This window comes from Myxococcus sp. RHSTA-1-4 (assembly GCF_020037125.1).
In the GTDB taxonomy this organism is placed as follows: Bacteria; Myxococcota; Myxococcia; order Myxococcales; family Myxococcaceae; genus Myxococcus.
Genome location: NZ_JAIQDG010000020.1, coordinates 24,235 through 41,201, shown reverse-complemented (window position 1 = coordinate 41,201; position 16,967 = coordinate 24,235). Strand labels below are relative to the sequence as shown.

At 71.4% G+C, this 16,967-nt stretch carries 15 protein-coding genes; 7 read left to right on the top strand and 8 right to left on the bottom strand.

The annotated features are described in order from the left end of the window. The first annotated feature begins 41 nt into the window (after positions 1-41). The 5 genes from K8638_RS25795 to K8638_RS25775 all read left to right on the top strand — a co-directional run bounded on the left by K8638_RS25795 (position 42) and on the right by K8638_RS25775 (position 5,888). A complete protein-coding gene (locus K8638_RS25795; RefSeq protein ID WP_223757279.1) occupies positions 42-1,478 on the top strand; it encodes a ferredoxin--NADP reductase in 1,437 nt (478 codons plus the stop codon). A gap of 56 nt (positions 1,479-1,534) precedes the next feature. Then, positions 1,535-2,278, top strand: coding sequence for a MerR family transcriptional regulator (locus K8638_RS25790; protein WP_223757278.1), 744 nt, complete (start codon positions 1,535-1,537; stop codon positions 2,276-2,278). Between the two features lie 33 nt (positions 2,279-2,311). Beyond that, positions 2,312-3,508: a ferritin-like domain-containing protein gene (locus K8638_RS25785; RefSeq protein WP_223757277.1), complete on the top strand. Its 1,197-nt coding sequence runs from the start codon at positions 2,312-2,314 to the stop codon at positions 3,506-3,508. A gap of 47 nt (positions 3,509-3,555) precedes the next feature. Further along, positions 3,556-4,773 carry a retropepsin-like aspartic protease gene (locus tag K8638_RS25780; RefSeq protein WP_223757276.1) on the top strand — a complete coding sequence of 406 codons (1,218 nt, stop codon included), beginning with the start codon at positions 3,556-3,558 and terminating at the stop codon, positions 4,771-4,773. Positions 4,774-5,012: 239 nt separating this feature from the next. Beyond that, positions 5,013-5,888 (top strand): hypothetical protein, encoded by an 876-nt coding sequence (locus K8638_RS25775; protein ID WP_223757275.1) that lies wholly within the window; start codon positions 5,013-5,015, stop codon positions 5,886-5,888. Between the two features lie 16 nt (positions 5,889-5,904). On the opposite strand, the gene K8638_RS25770 is transcribed toward K8638_RS25775, so the two are convergent. After that, complete coding sequence (locus K8638_RS25770; RefSeq protein ID WP_223757274.1) at positions 5,905-6,366, bottom strand: universal stress protein; 462 nt, start codon at positions 6,364-6,366, stop codon at positions 5,905-5,907. Positions 6,367-6,549: 183 nt separating this feature from the next. On the opposite strand from K8638_RS25770, the gene K8638_RS25765 reads away from it, so the two are divergent. Further along, positions 6,550-7,422 (top strand): SDR family oxidoreductase, encoded by an 873-nt coding sequence (locus tag K8638_RS25765; protein ID WP_223757273.1) that lies wholly within the window; start codon positions 6,550-6,552, stop codon positions 7,420-7,422. A gap of 9 nt (positions 7,423-7,431) precedes the next feature. Here K8638_RS25765 and K8638_RS25760 read toward each other — a convergent pair whose 3' ends face one another. The 7 genes from K8638_RS25760 to truD all read right to left on the bottom strand — a co-directional run bounded on the left by K8638_RS25760 (position 7,432) and on the right by truD (position 15,942). Next, on the bottom strand, positions 7,432-8,226 hold the full coding sequence (locus tag K8638_RS25760) for a serine protease (protein ID WP_223757272.1): 795 nt from the start codon (positions 8,224-8,226) through the stop codon (positions 7,432-7,434). Positions 8,227-8,581: 355 nt separating this feature from the next. Beyond that, complete coding sequence (locus tag K8638_RS25755) at positions 8,582-10,069, bottom strand: FAD-dependent oxidoreductase (protein ID WP_223757271.1); 1,488 nt, start codon at positions 10,067-10,069, stop codon at positions 8,582-8,584. Further along, positions 10,066-11,412, bottom strand: coding sequence for a 2Fe-2S iron-sulfur cluster-binding protein (locus tag K8638_RS25750; protein WP_223757270.1), 1,347 nt, complete (start codon positions 11,410-11,412; stop codon positions 10,066-10,068). The genes K8638_RS25755 and K8638_RS25750 overlap by 4 nt, the downstream gene beginning before the upstream one ends. A 225-nt stretch (positions 11,413-11,637) precedes the next feature. Continuing rightward, positions 11,638-13,161, bottom strand: a complete 1,524-nt coding sequence (locus K8638_RS25745) for a polymer-forming cytoskeletal protein (protein ID WP_223757269.1) — start codon at positions 13,159-13,161, stop codon at positions 11,638-11,640. A 7-nt stretch (positions 13,162-13,168) separates the two neighbouring features. Beyond that, positions 13,169-13,672 (bottom strand): hypothetical protein, encoded by a 504-nt coding sequence (locus tag K8638_RS25740; protein WP_223757268.1) that lies wholly within the window; start codon positions 13,670-13,672, stop codon positions 13,169-13,171. Continuing rightward, on the bottom strand, positions 13,669-14,241 hold the full coding sequence (locus K8638_RS25735; RefSeq protein WP_223757389.1) for an RNA polymerase sigma factor: 573 nt from the start codon (positions 14,239-14,241) through the stop codon (positions 13,669-13,671). The genes K8638_RS25740 and K8638_RS25735 overlap by 4 nt, the downstream gene beginning before the upstream one ends. Positions 14,242-14,352: 111 nt before the next feature. Continuing rightward, positions 14,353-15,942, bottom strand: a complete 1,590-nt coding sequence (gene truD, locus K8638_RS25730) for a tRNA pseudouridine(13) synthase TruD (RefSeq protein WP_223757267.1) — start codon at positions 15,940-15,942, stop codon at positions 14,353-14,355. Positions 15,943-16,012: 70 nt separating this feature from the next. On the opposite strand from truD, the gene K8638_RS25725 reads away from it, so the two are divergent. Further along, entirely contained in the window at positions 16,013-16,942 is a 930-nt protein-coding gene (locus K8638_RS25725; protein WP_223757266.1) for a hypothetical protein, read from the top strand. Positions 16,943-16,967: the final 25 nt, after the last annotated feature.

Below are 16,967 nucleotides of genomic sequence, written 5' to 3'. Positions count from 1 at the left end.
GCACTTTGCACAACGGAGAGTGCGGGTCTACGCCTTTGGGGGTGAAGACCCCCTCGCGCCACAAGTTCGTCTCGGCCCTCGACGTCGCCGCCAGCGTCGCGGCCCGGCTGTTGCCGTCCGCGCTCACGCCGCGCATCGACCAGGCTCGCAGGGATGCCCGCATGGTGCTGGACGGTCTGCGGGGCGTGCACGAGCCGCCGGTGATGACGCGGGGGCTCGGTTCACGTGCCTCCCGGCCGCTGGAGGAGATAGACCCGGTCGCCGAGCTGCTCCCCGGGATGCTCTGCGAGCGCTACGGCGCACTGAAGCGGGACGTGGCCATGTTGGGGGCGACCGTGCTGGGGCGGCACCCTCCACCGCTGGTGGCGCGCCGCTCTCGCCCGGGGCCGCTGTCCTCCGTCGCGCCGGCCCCGGTTCCCGGCCTCCATTCGCGGACGCTGCGCGTGGAGCGCGTCGTGCGGGAGACCACGGACGCGGTGACGCTGGTGCTCGGGGACCCGAGCGGCGCGCCCATCACCTTCCAGCCCGGTCAGTTCTTCACCGTGCTCGTCACCGTGAACGGGCAGTCGCTGCGCCGTGCCTACTCGGCCTCGTGCGCGCCGGGCGGGGAGGGGCCTTCGCGCGTGGCCCTCACCGTCAAGCGCGTGCCCGGTGGATGCGTGTCCAACTTCCTCAACGACCGGGCCGAGCGGGGCATGCGCGTGGAGGTGCTCGGGCCCTCTGGAGCCTTCACGCCGGAGCCCTCTTCAGGCGCGCCCCGGCACCTCGTGCTGCTGGCGGGCGGCAGTGGCATCACTCCGCTCATGTCCATCGCGCGCACGGTGCTGGCCTCAGAGCCGGCCACCCGCGTGTCGCTCGTCTATGGCAACCGGCGGGAGGTGGACATCATCTTCCGCGAAGCCCTGGCCACGCTCGCCCGGGAGCGGCCCGGCCGCTTCGTCCTCCGCCACGTGCTCTCGGAGCCGCCCCCGGGTTGGGAGGGCGGGGTGGGCCTGCTGGAGCCGCGCCGGGTGGAGGAGGAGCTGGCCGCGCTGCCCATCCACGTCGAGGAGCCGGCCACGTACTTCCTCTGTGGCCCGGAGCCGATGATGCAGGGGGCCCGCGCGGCGCTGCTCGCCCGGGGCGTGCCTGCCGAGCGGATTCGCGAGGAGCGCTTCACCCGACCCCACCTGCGCCCATCGACTCCGAGCGCACCGGAGAGCGCGGGACATCAACCGCTGACGGTGCATCTCCGAGGCGCTGTGCGCGAACTGACCGTGCCGGCCGGCACCACGGTGCTGGAGGCGGCCCTGTCGGCGGGGCTGCCCATGCCGTACTCGTGTGCCATGGGAGGCTGCGGTGCATGCCGGGTGACGCTGCGCTCGGGTGAGGTGCGGATGGAAGAGCCCAACTGCCTGACCGTTGACGAGCACGAGCGAGGCCAGGTGCTGGCGTGCGTGGCCCGTCCGGTGACGCCGGTGACCGTGGAGGTGCCGTGAAGCGCGCGCGGACAGCGGCTCGGAATCGAGGCCCGGTGGGCGAGGGTGGCTCCTCGATGCCGGGGGCACGAGGTGCTGGCGCCACGGTGGACCGCCAGTCCTTCCCGTACCGGATGAAGGACCTGTGCGAGCGCGCGGGCCTGTCCCGGCAGGTGGTGCACTTCTACGTCCAGCAGGGCCTCTTGCCCGAGGGGCACAAGACGGGCCGCAACATGGCCTGGTACGGCGAGGCGCACCTGGAGCGCCTGCGCCTCATCCGCCAGCTCCAGGAGGAGCGCTTCCTGCCGCTCAAGGCCATCCGCGCCATGCTGGACGAGAAGGACGAGGCCTTCACGCCGCGCCAGCGGGAGCTCATCCACGAGGTCCGCCAGCGGCTCGGACCCACGCTCGGCGCGGGTGCCGATGCGTCGGCCACCGTGGACGCCGCGGAGCTGCTGCGGCGGACGGGCGTGAAGCGCGCGGAGCTGGACCGCATGGTGGAGCTGGGCCTGCTGGCCACGCGCCAGGAGCGCGGCCGCACGGTGCTCGCCTTCGACGACGTGTACATCGTCGAGCTGTGGGGCCAGCTCCGCACCGCGGGCTTCACGGCGGAGCTGGGCTTCACCGTGGACGACCTGTCCATGTACGTGGAGGCCATGTCGGGGCTGCTCGCCAACGAGGCCCGGCTGCTGGCGAAGCGGCTGTCGGGGCTGCCCCCGGGCCAGGGCGCGGAGCTGGTGCGGCGCGCGCTGCCGCTCATCAACACCTTCCTTGCCCGCTACCACACCACGCAGGCCCGGAACTTCCTGGCCGCGCACTGACGCCCCTCGGGGACGTCCGAAGAGGAGGAAGCCATGGTGGAGCTTCAGAGACTGGTGGGCCTCCTGCCCCCGCGGGTGCGGGACCAGGTGGACAGCTACCTGGAGACGCTGGAGGTGATGGCGGAGATGAAGGACCCGCGCGTGCGCTCCGCGCTGCTCCCCTCCGGCGTGCGCGGGCTCCTGCTGCGCCGGGGCAAGCAGGGCGTGCCCACGCGAATTCCCTCCTCGCACGAGGCCCACTTCGACTGGACGTACCCCAGCGACCAGCCGGCCATGGCGGAGCTGTACCGCCGCGCCAAGCAGGGCCAGTGGGACGGAGAGAGTCTGCCGTGGGCGACGAGCGTGGACCCGCTGAATCCGGAGGTGCCCATCCTCCCGGAGGACTTCGTGAACCTGCGCCGCCTGGAGGACGAAGGCGTGCGGCTGGACGCGAAGGAGAAGCAGGCGTTCCTCTACAGCATGACGTCGTGGCTGCTCTCGCAGTTCCTCCACGGCGAGCAGGGCGCGCTGTTCGCGGCGGCGCAGGTGACGGAGGCGGTGCAGTTCTTCGACGGCAAGCTGTACGGCGCCACGCAGGTGATGGACGAGGGCCGCCACGTCGAGGTGTTCCACCGCTACCTCGACCAGAAGCTGGAGAAGCTCTATCAAATCAACGACAACCTCTTCGTCATCATCGACGCGCTGATGAGCGACGGCCGCTGGGACATGAAGTTCCTCGGCATGCAGATCATGGTGGAGGGACTGGCGCTGGGCGCGTTCGGCATGCTGTACCGCCAGACGCACGAGCCGCTGCTGAAGGAGCTGCTCAAGCGCGTCATCCAGGACGAGGCGCGCCACGTCCACTACGGCGTGCTGGCCCTGCGCGAGCAGTACACGAAGGAGCTCACGGAGCGCGAGCGCCAGGAGCGCGAGGACTGGGCCTTCGAGGTGGCGCTGCTGATGCGCAACCGCTTCATGGCCTACGAGGTCTTCGAGGAGTGGTTCGAGGGACGCATCTCCCGCGCGAGGTGGCGCGAGCTCGTCCTGGAGGCGCCCGGCCTGCACCAGTTCCGGCAGGTGATGTTCAGCCGGCTGGTGCCCAACCTGCGCGAGATTGGCCTGCTCACTCCGCGTGTGATGCCGCGCTACGAAGCGGTGGGCCTGATGAAATACTTCCATGGCGCCGCAGCGGACCAGCTCACCGCGGAGCAGCTCCTGGGTGACCCGGCTCCGCCCTCCGCCGCGGCGTGAGGTGTCCTTTGCCCCGCTCCGGCGACGCGGGGTAGAAGGCGCCCGCCATGACCCAGTCCACCTGCTTCCAGCACCCCGACACCGCCGCCACCACCCGTTGTGGCGGCTGTGACAAGTCCCTCTGTGTGAAGTGCGCCACCTTCGAGGGCGGCAAGGACCGCTGCGCTGACTGCATCCAGCGCTATCACCAGGGGAAGAAGACGCGCGCGGTGGTGGTGGGCGCCGTGCTGGGCCTGGCCGCCGTCGGCGCGGGCACGTGGCTCGTGCTGCGTCCGGCCGGTGAGGAGACGGCACCGGAAGCCCAGGCCTTCGACTACGGCAAGAAGGACGTGCTCATCCGCCACCTGCGGAAGGAGCTGTCCCTCCAGCCCTGCGACAAGACGAAGGGCCGCGAGTACGCGCAGGCCCTGTTCGACGCCGGGGACCTGAAGGGCACCATCCAGGCCGGTGACGACTTCATCGCGAAGTGCGGGAAGTCCACCGCGCTCCGGCAGCTCACCTATACGGCGCACGTCCAGCTCCAGGAGTTCGACCTCGCCGCCCGCGACGTGACGGAGCTCATCGAGGGCGCCCCGAACAGCGCCAACTACTTCATCTGGCGCGGCATGGCCTACGACGCCAGCAGCGCGCTGGACAAGGCGGCCGCCGACTTCCGGCAGGCCTTCCTCCTCAAGCCCGCCGAGCCCCAGGTCACCAACCTGCTGGCCACCGCCGCCGCGCGCGGGGGGAAGGACTGCGAGGCACGGCTGGCCGTCCTGGAGCACCTCCAGGCCCGGGGTGGCGGCGCGCACGACCCGAAGATGCTGGAGCGGCTGGAGCAGCTTTCGGGCGCGAGCAACTGCGGGACGGACGGGCAGGGCCGCGCGGAGCTGTCCTTCCCCGAGAAGGGCCCCCGTCAGGTGGAGGCGCGCGCCGGTGGCGGGGTGCAGGGCCGCTTCCTCGTGGATACCGACTCCGCGCGGGTGGTGCTGTCGAAGGCGTTCGCGGAGAAGCTCGCCCTCCCGCTCGAGGGCGCACCCTCCGTCCGGCTCCAGGCGGGCCACGACATCCTCACCGTGCGGCTCGCGAAGGTGAGTGACCTGGAAGTGCAGGGCGCGAAGGCCACCAACGTCGAGGTGGCCGTGGCGGACACGCTGCCCGAGGGCGCGGATGGGCTGCTGGGGCTGAGCTTCCTTGCTCGCTTCGACGTGAAGGAGGACGCGAAGGCGGGCCGCATGACGCTCTCGGAGCGCGCGCCGGCGCCCCGGGCCTCCGCTGTTCCCTGAGGCCCCCGGCTTGCAAATAAGGTATCCAGGTCCACCCTTGGAGGTACGCCCTGGCATCCACGCCGCACGATGATTCCCACGACCTGACCATCTGGGCGTACGCCTTCGGCTACTTCGCGGCCTACGCCCCCTACAGCGCCCTGACGAAGGCGCTGTCCGGCGGGTCGCTGCCCGGCATGGAGCACGGCATCTCCGGCTTCACGCTGCTGCCGGTGAGCACCACCGCCTCGCTGGTGGGCATGTTCATCTTCCTCTCCCTCAAGCGCTGGTGGCCCTACGCGGGGCACCGCGAGGTGCTGGGCCTGCGCGTGCCCGTCCCGGGACGGTGGACGCTGCTGTCCGGCCTGTGCTCCGCGGCCATCATCGGCACCACCACGCTGGCGTACACCCTGCCGGGCGCGTCCATCGTCTTCATGATGCTGCTGATGCGGGGTGGGGTGCTCGTCCTCGCGCCGCTGGTGGACGCCATGAGCGGGCGCCGGGTGCGCTGGCCCTCGTGGGTGGCGCTGGGCCTGAGCCTGGCGGCGCTCGGCGTGGCCACGGGGACGAACGTGAGCGCCACGCTCACCCTGCTGGCCGCGCTGGACGTAGGCGTGTACCTCACGGCCTACTTCTTCCGGCTGCGCGCCATGAGCCACCTGGCGAAGTCCGGCGACCCCGCCGTGTCCATCCGCTACTTCGTGGAGGAGCAGATGGTGGCCACGCCCGCGCTGGTCCTCACGCTGGCGGCGCTGGCGCTCCTCGGTGGGGACGGCATCCCCGGACAGCTCCGCGACGGCTTCACCGGCTTCCTCGCTCGGGGCCACTTCCTGGAGGAGGTGCTGGTGGGGCTGCTGTCTCAAGGGACGGGCATCTTCGGGGGCCTCATCCTCCTGGACGCTCGCGAGAATGCCTTCACGGTGCCGGTGAACCGCGCCTCCAGCGTGCTCGCCGGCGTGGTGGCGACGGCGGGCCTGGCCGCGTGGCTGGGGCTGCCGGGCGTGGGGGCGCTGGAAATGGCCGGCGCCTCGCTCGTCATGGCGGCCATGGCGGTGCTCGCCGTGCCCACGGTGCGGGCGGCGCGCGAGAAGGCACGCCGTCAACAGGCCGACGCCCGGGTGCACCCCGGGCGGTAGCGGGCTCGCGCGGCGCCTACTTCTCCGGCGCCACGTGCAGCGTCAGCACGGGGCAGTGCGCGCGGGAGACGACCTTCTGCGCCACGCTGCCCAGCAGCAGCCGGCCCAGCCCGCGCCGGCCATGCGTGCCCATGACGATGAGGTCGTACTTCCCCTGCTCGGCCGTATCGAGGGTGGTGGAGCCGGCCTCGCCCACCAGGACCTTGTGCGTCAGCGGTACCGGCGGCTTCTCCAGCTTCTGGATGAGCGCCGTCAGGTCCTTGGTCGCCGTCTCCACGGCCACCTGCTCCAGCGACAGCGAGTTCCACCCGGGCGCGGCCACCAGCAGGTCAGGCGCCACGTACTGCGGCGGCTCCCAGACGTGGATGACGTGCACGGCGGCCCCGAAGGGGCGGGCGAGCTGGATGGCGTAGTCGATGACGGCCCGCGAGCCTTCCGACAGGTCCACGGGTACGAGGATGCGAGAGGGAGCAGCCATCGGGTCTTCTCCTTGCGGGGTCATTCCGCTTGCAGGCATGGGGTCGAAGTCTTCTCATTGGAAGAAGCGTGCCGGCGCCAGCATGCCGGTTTGCTCCGCCAGCGTGCAATCGTTGCGGGGCAGGGAGCGTGCAGCGCAGAGCATGCGCGGCATGGGCACCTTAACGACGCCGAGGACACCCCCATGCATCCTCCTCCCATTGACCAAGGTACCGTCCTCATCATCGGCGCGACGGGGGGGATCGGCCGGGAGCTCTCCCGGTTGCTCTCCCGGCGGGTGCGCACCCTGGTGCTCGTGGACCGGCACGCCGAGCGCCTGGAGCCGCTGCGCGAGGAGTTGCTCGCGCGAAACCCCACCCTGGGCGTGCTCATCCACCGGTGCGACGTGGGCGCCCCGCGCGAGGTGGACGCGCTGCTGGCCTACCTGGACGCGCACTTCGTCCGGGTGGACGTGCTGGTGAACAACGCGGCCGTGGGAGACCGGAGCCTCTACGCCGAGGAACGCTGGGGCCGGGTGGAGGAGATGCTGCGGGCCAACGTGTGGCTGCCCGCGCTGCTGACGCACCGGCTGCTCGGCCCCATGCTGGAGCGGGGCCGGGGCGGCGTGCTCAACGTCGGCTCGGGCGCGGCGCACCTCATCCTGCCCGGCTCGGCCGCCTTCGCCGCCACGCAGCGCTTCCTGGATGGCTTCACGGAGGCGCTGCGGCTGGAGGTGAAGGACCGCGGCATCACCGTCACCCGCGTGGCCCCGGGGCCTCTCTGGGACGAGGGCGCGGAGGACGTCACCGGCGAGGTGGCGCCCTTCTTCCGCATCTCCCTGGCGCGGTGCGCCCGCGAGGCGCTGGCCGGCTTCGAGCGCGGCGAGCCGGTGGTGTACCCGGGCTTCGGCCACCGCTGGGTGATGCGGCTGCTGCCGCTGCTGCCGCGCGGCCTCAAGCGGAGCCTGGGCCGGCTGGCACTGCGGGGCCTGCGGCGGGAAGCGCTGCTGCCGCCACAGGCCCCCACGGTGGGGCCCGAACAGCCGGTGCTGCTGGCCGGCGAGCCCTCATCCGCGTGAGCCGGGAGACTACAGGCCGATCTCCGCCAGGCGCGCCTTGACGCGGGTGGCCTTCACGCCGGTGTTGGCGGTGCCGCGGCCGGACGAGTTGCCGCCCAGGCCGATGTGGTGCAGGCCCACCACCTGGTGCGTGGTGGAGGAAATCACCGGAGAGCCCGAGGAGCCGCCCAGCGTGTCCGCGTCGTAGGACAGGTCCGTGGTGCTGTAGTTGGCGTTCTTCACCACGCCCGGCGAGGACTTCTTCGTCGGCGAGCAGCCGCTCGTCGTGTAGTAGTCGCAGTTCTGGTGGACGACGTAGATGCTGGCGCCCGTGGCGGCGTTGGTGCTGGACACCGTCAGCCAGCCGTACACGTCACCGGGGAGCTGGCCGTTGGTGGCGGCGCAGCGCAGCGCCGTCATGTCGTCGCCCGACCACGTCTTGATGAAGGTGCCGCAGTTGTACCAGACGCGGCTGGTGGAGGCGACGCCGTCCTCGTAGTTGAAGGACACGCGCGCGCCCGTCGCCTCGGAGCTGCTGCCGATGCAGTGGTTGTTGGTGATGATGACGTCGCGAGATACCAGCCACGCCGTGCAGCGCGAGCCCACCGCGGGGATGGACAGGTAGCCCACCGCGAGCGAGCGCGTGCGCTGCGTGCCGGTCAGCGTCGTCGCGCTGACCCAGTTCACCGTGCCCACGATGACCGTGGACTCCTGGGACTGCAGCGGCTCGTTGGCCTCCACCTCCGGGACATCCGGCGGCGCCTCGGTACCGCAGGCCGAAAGGGCACCCACCAGGAACAGCGCACGAACGCTCTTCGCGAACATCGGACCACCTCCTCGCGCGGGATTGCGCGGCGTGTGGCCCAGGCACGCTCCGTGCCAGCGCGGCCCGGAAGGGGCGCTCACTCGGGCGCCCCCACGGCCCGGTGTCCCGGGTGGAGCATCCATGTACCTGCAACTGAGTTGCGGTTTGTAAAGTCCCTTCACGCCGCGCCACCAATGTGCAGTCACAACCAGGACTTGCGGGGTTTCCACGGAGTGTTGTTTCCGTGGGCAGCAGCGGCCTTCCTTCCTGTCTCCGTCCAGGACAGGGGCCATGAAAGGACAAGGGCCGCGTCCAGGGCCCACGGGGAGGCCCGGGACGCGGCCCGGAAGGGATGCAGCGGACGGGCCGGCTGCCTCAGCCGATGATCATGTCCTCGCGCTCCAGGGTGCCCTCGGAGAAGCGGCGCAGGTTGAAGCGGGTGAAGAGCTCGTCGGACTCGCCGGTGGCCATCCACTTCGCCATCCGCTCGGCGACGGCGGGGGCCATCATGAAGCCGTGGCCCACGAAGCCGGACATCTGCAGGAGGTTGTCCAGGCCCGGCGTGCGGCCAAGAATCGGGTTGTTGTCCGGCGTCACGTCGTAGCAGCCGGCCCACTGGCGCAGCACCTTCACGTGCCCCACCTGCGGCATCTGCTCCATCAGCGCCCGGGCGAAGCGCGACACGAAGCGCAGCGTGCTGCCCATGTTGAGGCCCGCCGGCTCCTTCGGGTCACCCATGCCGCCCACGATTTCGCCGCGCATGGACTGGCTGAAGTAGAGGCCCGTGTCCAGCACCGACACCAGCGGCCCCAGGAAGGGCTTGAGCGGCTCGGTGCTGAGGATTTCGTGCCGGTGCGGCTCGTTGGGGAGCGGCACGCCCACGAGCTTCGCCACCTCGGGGCTCCACGCGCCCGCGGCCAGCACCACGGTGTCGCAGGCGATGTCGCCGCGCGTCGTCTTCACCTTGCGCACCTGGCCGCCGCTCGTCTCGAAGCCGGTGACGTCCGTGTACGTCTCCACGCGGACGCCCTTCTTCTTGCAGCCCTGCGCGTAGCCCCAGAGGAAGGGCCAGGGGAAGATGACGCCGTCCTCCGGGTTGAAGGACGCCGTCAGGCAGTCCTTCAGGGTGAGGCCGGGGACGATTTCACGCGCCTCGTCCGGGCTGATGATGCGGGTGGGCACGCCGAACTTGTTGTGCAGCGCCGCGTTGCGGTCCAACCGCTGCGCCACCGGCTTCGTCTTCGCGAGGAAGAGGTAGCCGCCCTGGCGCAGCCACACGTTGATGCCCAGCTCGCGGGCGAAGCCCTTCATCAGGTCGATGGAGCGCCTGGCCAGCTCCACGAGCGCGGGGGTGCCCCACTGCATGCGCACGCCGCCGCCGTTGCGGCCGGACGCGCCCGCGCAGAGGTAGCCGCGCTCCAGCACCACCACGTCCGTCTCGCCCTCGCGGGCCAGGTTGTACGCCAGCGCCAGCCCCATGATGCCGCCGCCGATGATGACCACCTTCGCCTTCGCCGGCAGCGGCGCCTCCGGGCGCAGCGCGGGAGGGAAGGCGTCCACCTCCTGGGGCACTCCGCCCACGGGCGGCTGGGACTCGTCCACCGGGGCGGTGGCCAGCACGCGCAGCTCGGTGGGGTAGAGCGGCGGGCGCGGGGTGAAGGGCACCACCGCCGGGGGCTTGAGCGCCTTCTCCTGCTCCAGCAGCGAGGCCACCGCGGCCAGGCAGCTCTTGCCCTGGCAGATGCCGGTACCGAAGCCGGTGTAGCGCTTCACCGACTCCACGTCGCAGAAGCCCCGGGACACCGCGTGCCGGACGTCGTCGACGGTGACGTCCTCGCACGAGCAGATCATCGCCTTGCTCATGACAGCCCTCCCACCAGCGCCTCGGCCGCGCGGCGGCCGGCGGCCCCCGCTTCCTTCGCGGTGCCACCGCCGGTGAGGTCCCCGGCGGCGAACACGTCCCGTGCCTGCGTGCGTCCGTCCGCGTCCGCCTCCACCACGAAGAGGCCCCGCCCGGCGTCGAACGTCACCTTCGCGCCGCCCTGCCGCGCCAGCTCGAAGCTGGGGCTGACGGGCACGGACACCAGCACGGCGTCACAGTCCACCTTCTTCCGCCCGCCGTCCTTCGCCGTGTAGCTGAAGGCGCCCACGCGCCGCAGGCCGTGCGCCTTGGGCTCCGAGCCCTGCACCGCGGTGGGGTGCGCGCCGGAGGGAGGCGCGGCCTTCAGGTCCACCACCGCCACCACCTTCACGCCGCGCTCCTGCATCAGGTTCGCGAGCGCATGCAGCTCCGGGCCCCAGCCCACCAGCGCGGCGACTTCCGGCGCCACGTCGTAGCGGCGCAGCAGCAGGCTGGCCGCGCGGCCCGAGTACACGCCGGGCAGGTCGTTGTTCTCGAACGGCACCATCGGCGGGTGGCCGCCCGGCGCCAGCAGGAAGCGCTCCGCGTACACCTTCAGCAGGCGCGGGCCCTCCGGCTCCCAGGCGCCCACCGCGAGGAAGCGCCCGTCCTCGTCGTCATACAGGCCGAGCACGGGGGCGCGGGTGAGGATGCTGCCCTTGGGGAACGTGCTGTCCTCCGGCACCGCGGGTGCGTCCGCCTCCGGGGCGCCGTGCGCGAGCCGCCCGCCCAGGTGGCCGTCGCGCTCGAAGAGGAGGAAGGGCACGCCGCGGTCCGCCAGCACGCGCGCCGCCGCGAGCCCCGCCGCGCCGCCGCCCACCACCGCCACGCGGGTGCGCAGCGTGCGCGCCGGAGGCGGGGTGGGGGCCGGCTCCTTCGGCAGCAGGCCGAGGCCCGCGAGCTGCCGCGCCACCTTGGCCATCACCTGCTCGGCCACCGGCACGCCGGCGAACATCTCGTGGTGGTCCAGCCCGCGGGGGAAGAACCAGTCGATGGTCTCGAAGACGTCCACCTTCGCGGAGGGGTACGCGTTCTGCCGCTCCAGCCGCATGCCGTCTCGCGCGGGCGTGCGGCACGTGTAGACGTTGGGTTGGCCGTCCACCCGCATCAGGCAGTGGGAGCAGGCCGCCGCGAAGCAGTACGGGCTCCGGGGGCGGTGGTACTTCACGGAACGGGCGAGCACTTGCTCGTCGGCCGCGATCAGGGAGCACGCCACCGGCTCGCCTTCGATGGCGGGGATGCTCTCGCCCTCGAGGTCCACGGTGATGGCCCTGCCGCGCGGGGAAGCGTCTGGGAGGCGTCGCATGGGTGGGCGCAAAATGGCGCACCCGGACCGGACGGTCAAAGCCTGTCGGGTCATGACGCGCCACGGCGATTCCGGACAGGCGACAGTGGCGGTGATGGGCCGTGAGACCTTCTCTAAGGCGCACCCGGAGAGCCCCGGCGGCAGACCCGAAAAACACACCGGGGACCGCCCCGGGCCGTGTCGGCCTCGTGACGATCCCCGGAGAGGATGGAGCTTTACTTCAACCTACACCGGGTGGTCGGCGGTGGGCATGATGGGCTCGGGCATGCCGCTCGGCCGGATGTTGCCGAACCGGGTGCGGATGACCGCCCCCAGCGCCATCAGGCAGATGAAGGTGGAGACGATGGCGCCCAGCACGGGGATGGCTCCAATCACCATCAGCACCAGCAGCCCCAGGGCCAGCACCACCGCCTGCGTCTTGCGCCCGCGCAGCACCGGCAGCCGCGTGCCGACCTCGCTCGCCACCGCCGCGTAGCCCAGCGCCGCCGCCAGGGGCGCCGCCATCCACAGCACCATCGCCGCGGGGATGCCGATGATGGTGATGCACAGCACCACCGTGAGGGGAATCATCGCCAGCAGGCCGAGGAACCCGGTGAGTCCCGACTGCAGCGGCTTGCGGCGGATCTCGTCCCCGAGCTGCTTCATCCGCGCCGGGAAGAACATCTGCCCCAGGAAGCCCAGGCCGAACATCACCGCGAAGGTGAGGATGAACGCCGCCAGTCCCCCGCCGTCATCGTCGTCGCGGACCTCCGCGCCGGCGTTCCGGCTCTCCTTCACGCCCTTCTTGATTTCACCCGCCACCATGCGGCCGATGCCGGCGCCGCCGAAGGTGTCGATGCTGCCCTCCACCTCCGCGCCGTCCGCCCGCTCCACCACGCCGCCGAAGGAGGACACATCTCCCTCCACGTGCGCATCGGGCCCGAGGATGACGTTGCCGCCGAAGGAGTGCGCGTCTCCCTCCACGTGGCCGTTGACCTCCAGGTTGCCGCCGAAGGCGACCGCGTCCTCCTCCACGTGGCCGTTCACCAAGAGGTTGCCGCCGTACACCACGGCGCTCTCGACGTTCTGCCCTTCCTTCACCTCCAGGTTCTGTCCGCGCGCCACCACGTTGCGGCCGCCGGAGCGGTGCTTGCGCCGCAGCTCCTCACGCGTCTTGCGCATCTCCTCGCGCGCCCGGTCCATCTCCTGCCGGGTCTCCTCGCGCGCCTCGCGCATCGCCTCCTCGCTCAAGCTGGACGGGAGCGGCGGCATGGGCGGCATCGGAGGCATGGCCGGCATCGACGGCATGTCCGGCGTCGCTGGAGCCTCCGGCGCGGCGACGGCTTCCGGGGCCGCGGGGGCCTCGGCCGGCGCCGGAGGTGTAGGGGCCGTCTCACCCGAGGCAGCCGCGTCCTTCTCCTTCGCCGTCATGGGGCGCAGCGTGTAGATGGTGCCGTCCTGCTCCATCCGCAGCGAGTAGGCACGCGCCACGGTGCTCAGGGCCTGGTGGGCGGTGACGCCGCGCAGGTGCACCTCGGCGGGCGTGTCCAGGTCGCCGGTGACGACGAGGTTGAGGCCCCCCTTGTCGGCGATGGTCTTCAGCGCGTCGCGCAGGCTGCCGCGGAAGCTGATGTCCACGGTGCGCGTGGCGGGCGCGGCGGCCTCGGCCTTCGGGGCGTTGGGGGTCTCCGCGCCGAGCGCCAGGGGCGCGAGCGCCAGGGGCGCGCCGAGGAGCAGAGCGGGAACGAGGCTTCGAGAGGAGATCTTCATGGGGCGCTCAGGCTTCGGAAGGAGTGGGGATGCCGCCAGCCAGCCGCTTCAGGCCGTACAGCGAGGTCAGGAGGAGGAACGTGAGGAAGCAGGCCACCGCCAGTCCCGCGGTGGCCCACAGCGCGTGGGCGCCGCTGAGGACGCCATCGACGAACTGCGGTCCCTCCACCATGACGGAGGCGATGCTGGTGCCCAGGTGGCCGAGCGCCTGGTCGTTCATCAGCAGGTAGCCCAGGCCTCCCACGAGCGAGGTGAGCAGGATGGCCACGCCGGACCAGACCTCGCGCCGCTGCGGTACGGGCTCGGCGGCCACGCGCGCCATGACGCTCGCCACCAGGGTGGGGGGCGGGAGCGGATCCGCCAGCCGGTACAGGTCCTGCTCCATCAGCCGGTGCTCTTCCAGGACGGCGCTGCACGCCTCGCACTCGGCGGCGTGGTCCAGGGCGGGGCCCTCGCCGGCCTCCAGCTCCGTGAAGAGAAGCTCCAGGTCCGGGCACGGTTGCGACGTCATCGGGGAGCCTCCTCGGTGGGGGTCATCTTCTTGCGCAGCTTCTCCCGCGCGCGGAACAGCCGGGCCATGATGGTGCCGGGAGCGCAGCCCATGACCTGGGCAATCTCCTTCGTCGTGCGCTTCTGGACGTAGTAGAGCGCGAGAACCTCCCGGTCCTCGGCGGACAGGGTGGCCATCGCCTCCTCGAGCGACTGCCGCTCCTGCGTGGCGATGGCGCAATCCTCCTGCGACGCGTCGCCGCTGGGGAGGACCTCCTTCATGGGCTCCAGCTCCTCCGTCTTCACCTTGGTGCGGCGGCGGAGCAGGTCCAGGCAGAGGTTGCGTGTGATCGCCAGCACCCAGAGGTCGAACGGGCGCGAGTCGTCATAGCGGTGGAGGTTCTGGTAGGCGCGCAGCAGGGCCTCCTGCGCCACCTCCGCGGCCTCCGCCTCGCGCTGGAGCAGCCGCAGGGCCAGGCCGTACACCGGGCGCTGCACGCTGCGCACGAGGGACTCGAAGGCGGACGGATCGCCGCGGCGAGCGGCCTGCACGTCCGCCTTCCAGGGGAGCGGGGGGGCCTCTTCAGCCATCAGCATCCCGATGGCGAGGGCGAGCGACCCGGGAGCGTCGTCGAGGGCAAGAGCGTTCACGCCTTGCCCTACGGCGTGCCCGTCCGCCCATTGCGTCCGGCCGTGACATCTCTATTTCTTCCGTGATTTCGAGGCCTTGGCCGCCCGCTTGGCGGCTGACTCCGCTCGGGCGACTTCCTTCGCCGCCTTGCGCTGGCGCTGCCGCTCGCGGAAGCCCACGGGCTCCGGAGGGGCCTCCGGGCGCTGGGCGGCCGGGGCGGCCTGCCGGGCCAGCGAGCGGTGGCGGGCGGGCGCCTCGGGGGCGCGCTCCTCACGGCGTCCGCGCTCCTCACGGCCTCCGCGCTCCTCACGGCGTCCGCGCTCCTCACGGCCTCCGCGCTCCTCACGGCCTCCGCGCTCCTCACGACCCACGGGCGCCCGGCGGCGGGCTCCACTGGTGCCCCGCTCCTCGTGGTCCTCGCGGCCGGCCTGCTCGGCAGCCACGAAGCGCGGGCGCTGAGAGGCGCGGATGGTCTCCGCGGTGTCCTCGGCGTACTCGAAGTGGAAGAGGCGCTTGATGACGAGGGTGGCGTAGGCGCCCGGCGGCAGGGTGAAGGCGACGTTGACCTTCACGGAGCCGCGGTTGAGCTCGTCCTGCTGGGTGCGGCCGATGACGAGCTTGTGCGGGAAGACGAGCAGCGGCCGCTCCTCGTGCTTGAAGAAGAGCCTGCGCGGCTCCTCCTCGATGCGCAGGTCCGCCAGCTTCAGCTTCTCGCGGCCCAGCACCCACGTCATGGCCTCCTCCACCTTCGGGTCCGTGAAGGTGGTGTCGGGGGCGAGCAGGGGGAAGGTGGCGTCGCGCAGGGTGCGCAGCACCTCCGGGCTGGCGTCCCGGTGGAACAGCAGCGTGCCGGCCTGGTAGCGCAGGGGGAAGAGGTGCTCGCGCGGCAGGAGGAGCTGGAGGTAGCGCCGGACGCCCTCGTTCCAGAGGTAGCTCTGGTAGGTGAAGAGCAGCATCGCCCGGTAATCCGAGTCGATCTGCATGAAGGCACGGACGAAGTCCTTCGGCTCCTCGCGCAGGGACTTGAGGATGCGGTGGTACTTGCGCGTGCCCTCGAAGGGGACGCGCGAGTTCCATCGGCCCCAGTTGTCGCGCCAGAAGGCCTTCACCTTGGCGTCCTCGGTGCGGTCCAGCTCCGAGGGCGCGGCCATGTAGTTGTGCAGCGCGGCCTCGAAGTCACCGCGGATGAGGTCCTTGGCGATGAAGCCCTGGCCGTGCTTCAGCGAGCCGAAGCGCTGGCTGTCGAAGTAGTTCACCACGCCCAGGCGGTTGACCTCGGCGGTGGCGACGTTGAGGGGCCCCAGCGACGCCGGGCTCATTGCGCGCACGGTGACGGAGAAGCGGTTGGAGGTGATGTTGGCGGCGGACAGGGGCTTGTCCGTGCGGCCCAGGTACTTCAGGCGCAGGTCGGGCTCCTGCATGTCCACGTCCGCGCCGTCCACGGCGATGATCTGCTCGGTGCGGCCCTGCTTGTCCTTGAGGCCGCAGTAGCTGATGGAGCCGGGCTTGAGCCCGAAGGCGTCCCTCAGCCGGGTCACCGCGTCGAACGTGGACAGCTTCTGCTTGTCCATGAGGTAGACGCGGTGGCGTCCGCTCGCGACCTCGTCGAAACGGTAGGACTCCTTGACGGAGAAGTCTTCGGGCTTCTGTTTGATTCTCACGTGCCCCCCTTAGCAGCGTGGGCCCGCGGATTGAAGCGCGAGCGCCAGAAACGGACTAACGTCCGGCGCCATGCGGCTTCTTCCCGTCCCACTGCTCTTCCTGGGCCTCGTCCTGGGCCCTGGCTGTGCCACGACGCTGTCCACCATGCAGACGGCCCGGACGCTGGCGCCCGGGCAGGTGCAGGTGACGGGGGGGATGGGGGTCTACCTCCCCGTGGGCAACCTGGTCCGGGTGGTGGACACCGGCATCGAGCAGGGCGAGGAGGCGAGGGACGCCATCGAGGAGGACCGGCCATACACACTGGACGAGGAGGCCCAGCAGCGGCTCCTCACGGCGGGCGTGGCGCTGATGGTGGCCCCGCCGGGCGTCAACCCGGAGCTGATGGTGCGGGTGGGGGTGGTGGACCGGGTGGACGTGGGGCTTCGCTACAGCGGCATCTCCCTGAGGGCGGACGCCAAGGTGCTGCTGCTCCATGGCGGGGACGCCGGCGGGGGGCGGATGGAGCCCGGGCAGCGCTCCTACGACGTGGCCCTGGGCCTGGGCGCGGCGCGTCACTTCTTCTCCAGCCCCGTCCTGGACGTGCTGGAGGTGGTCCAGATGGGCGACTTCAGCCGCTACGACGTGGAGGTGCCCCTGTACGTCAGCGCGGACTTCGGGGACATCTTCAAGCTGTACGGGGCGCCCAAGTACGTCTTCAGCCGCACCCGGCTGGACGAGCGGCTGGTCGACTACTCCCAGGAGGGCAAGCCCGTGACGGGCTTCGACGCCTCGCTTCCGGCCACCGTCAACAGCCACTTCGTGGGCAGTACCCTGGGGGTGGCCCTGGGCTACCGGTACGTCCACGTCTTCGCGGAGCTGACAGGGGGGTACGTCATCTGCAAGCCCAACCTGTTCGGTGCCGAGCGGGAGCTGGGAGGCGTCACCCTCTTTCCCTCCTTCGGGCTGGCGATCCGGACGGGGGGCCCGAAGGGGGGCCGGGGGAGCCTGCGGGAGCACTGAGGGTCCGGGCGGCGGGACGCTGACC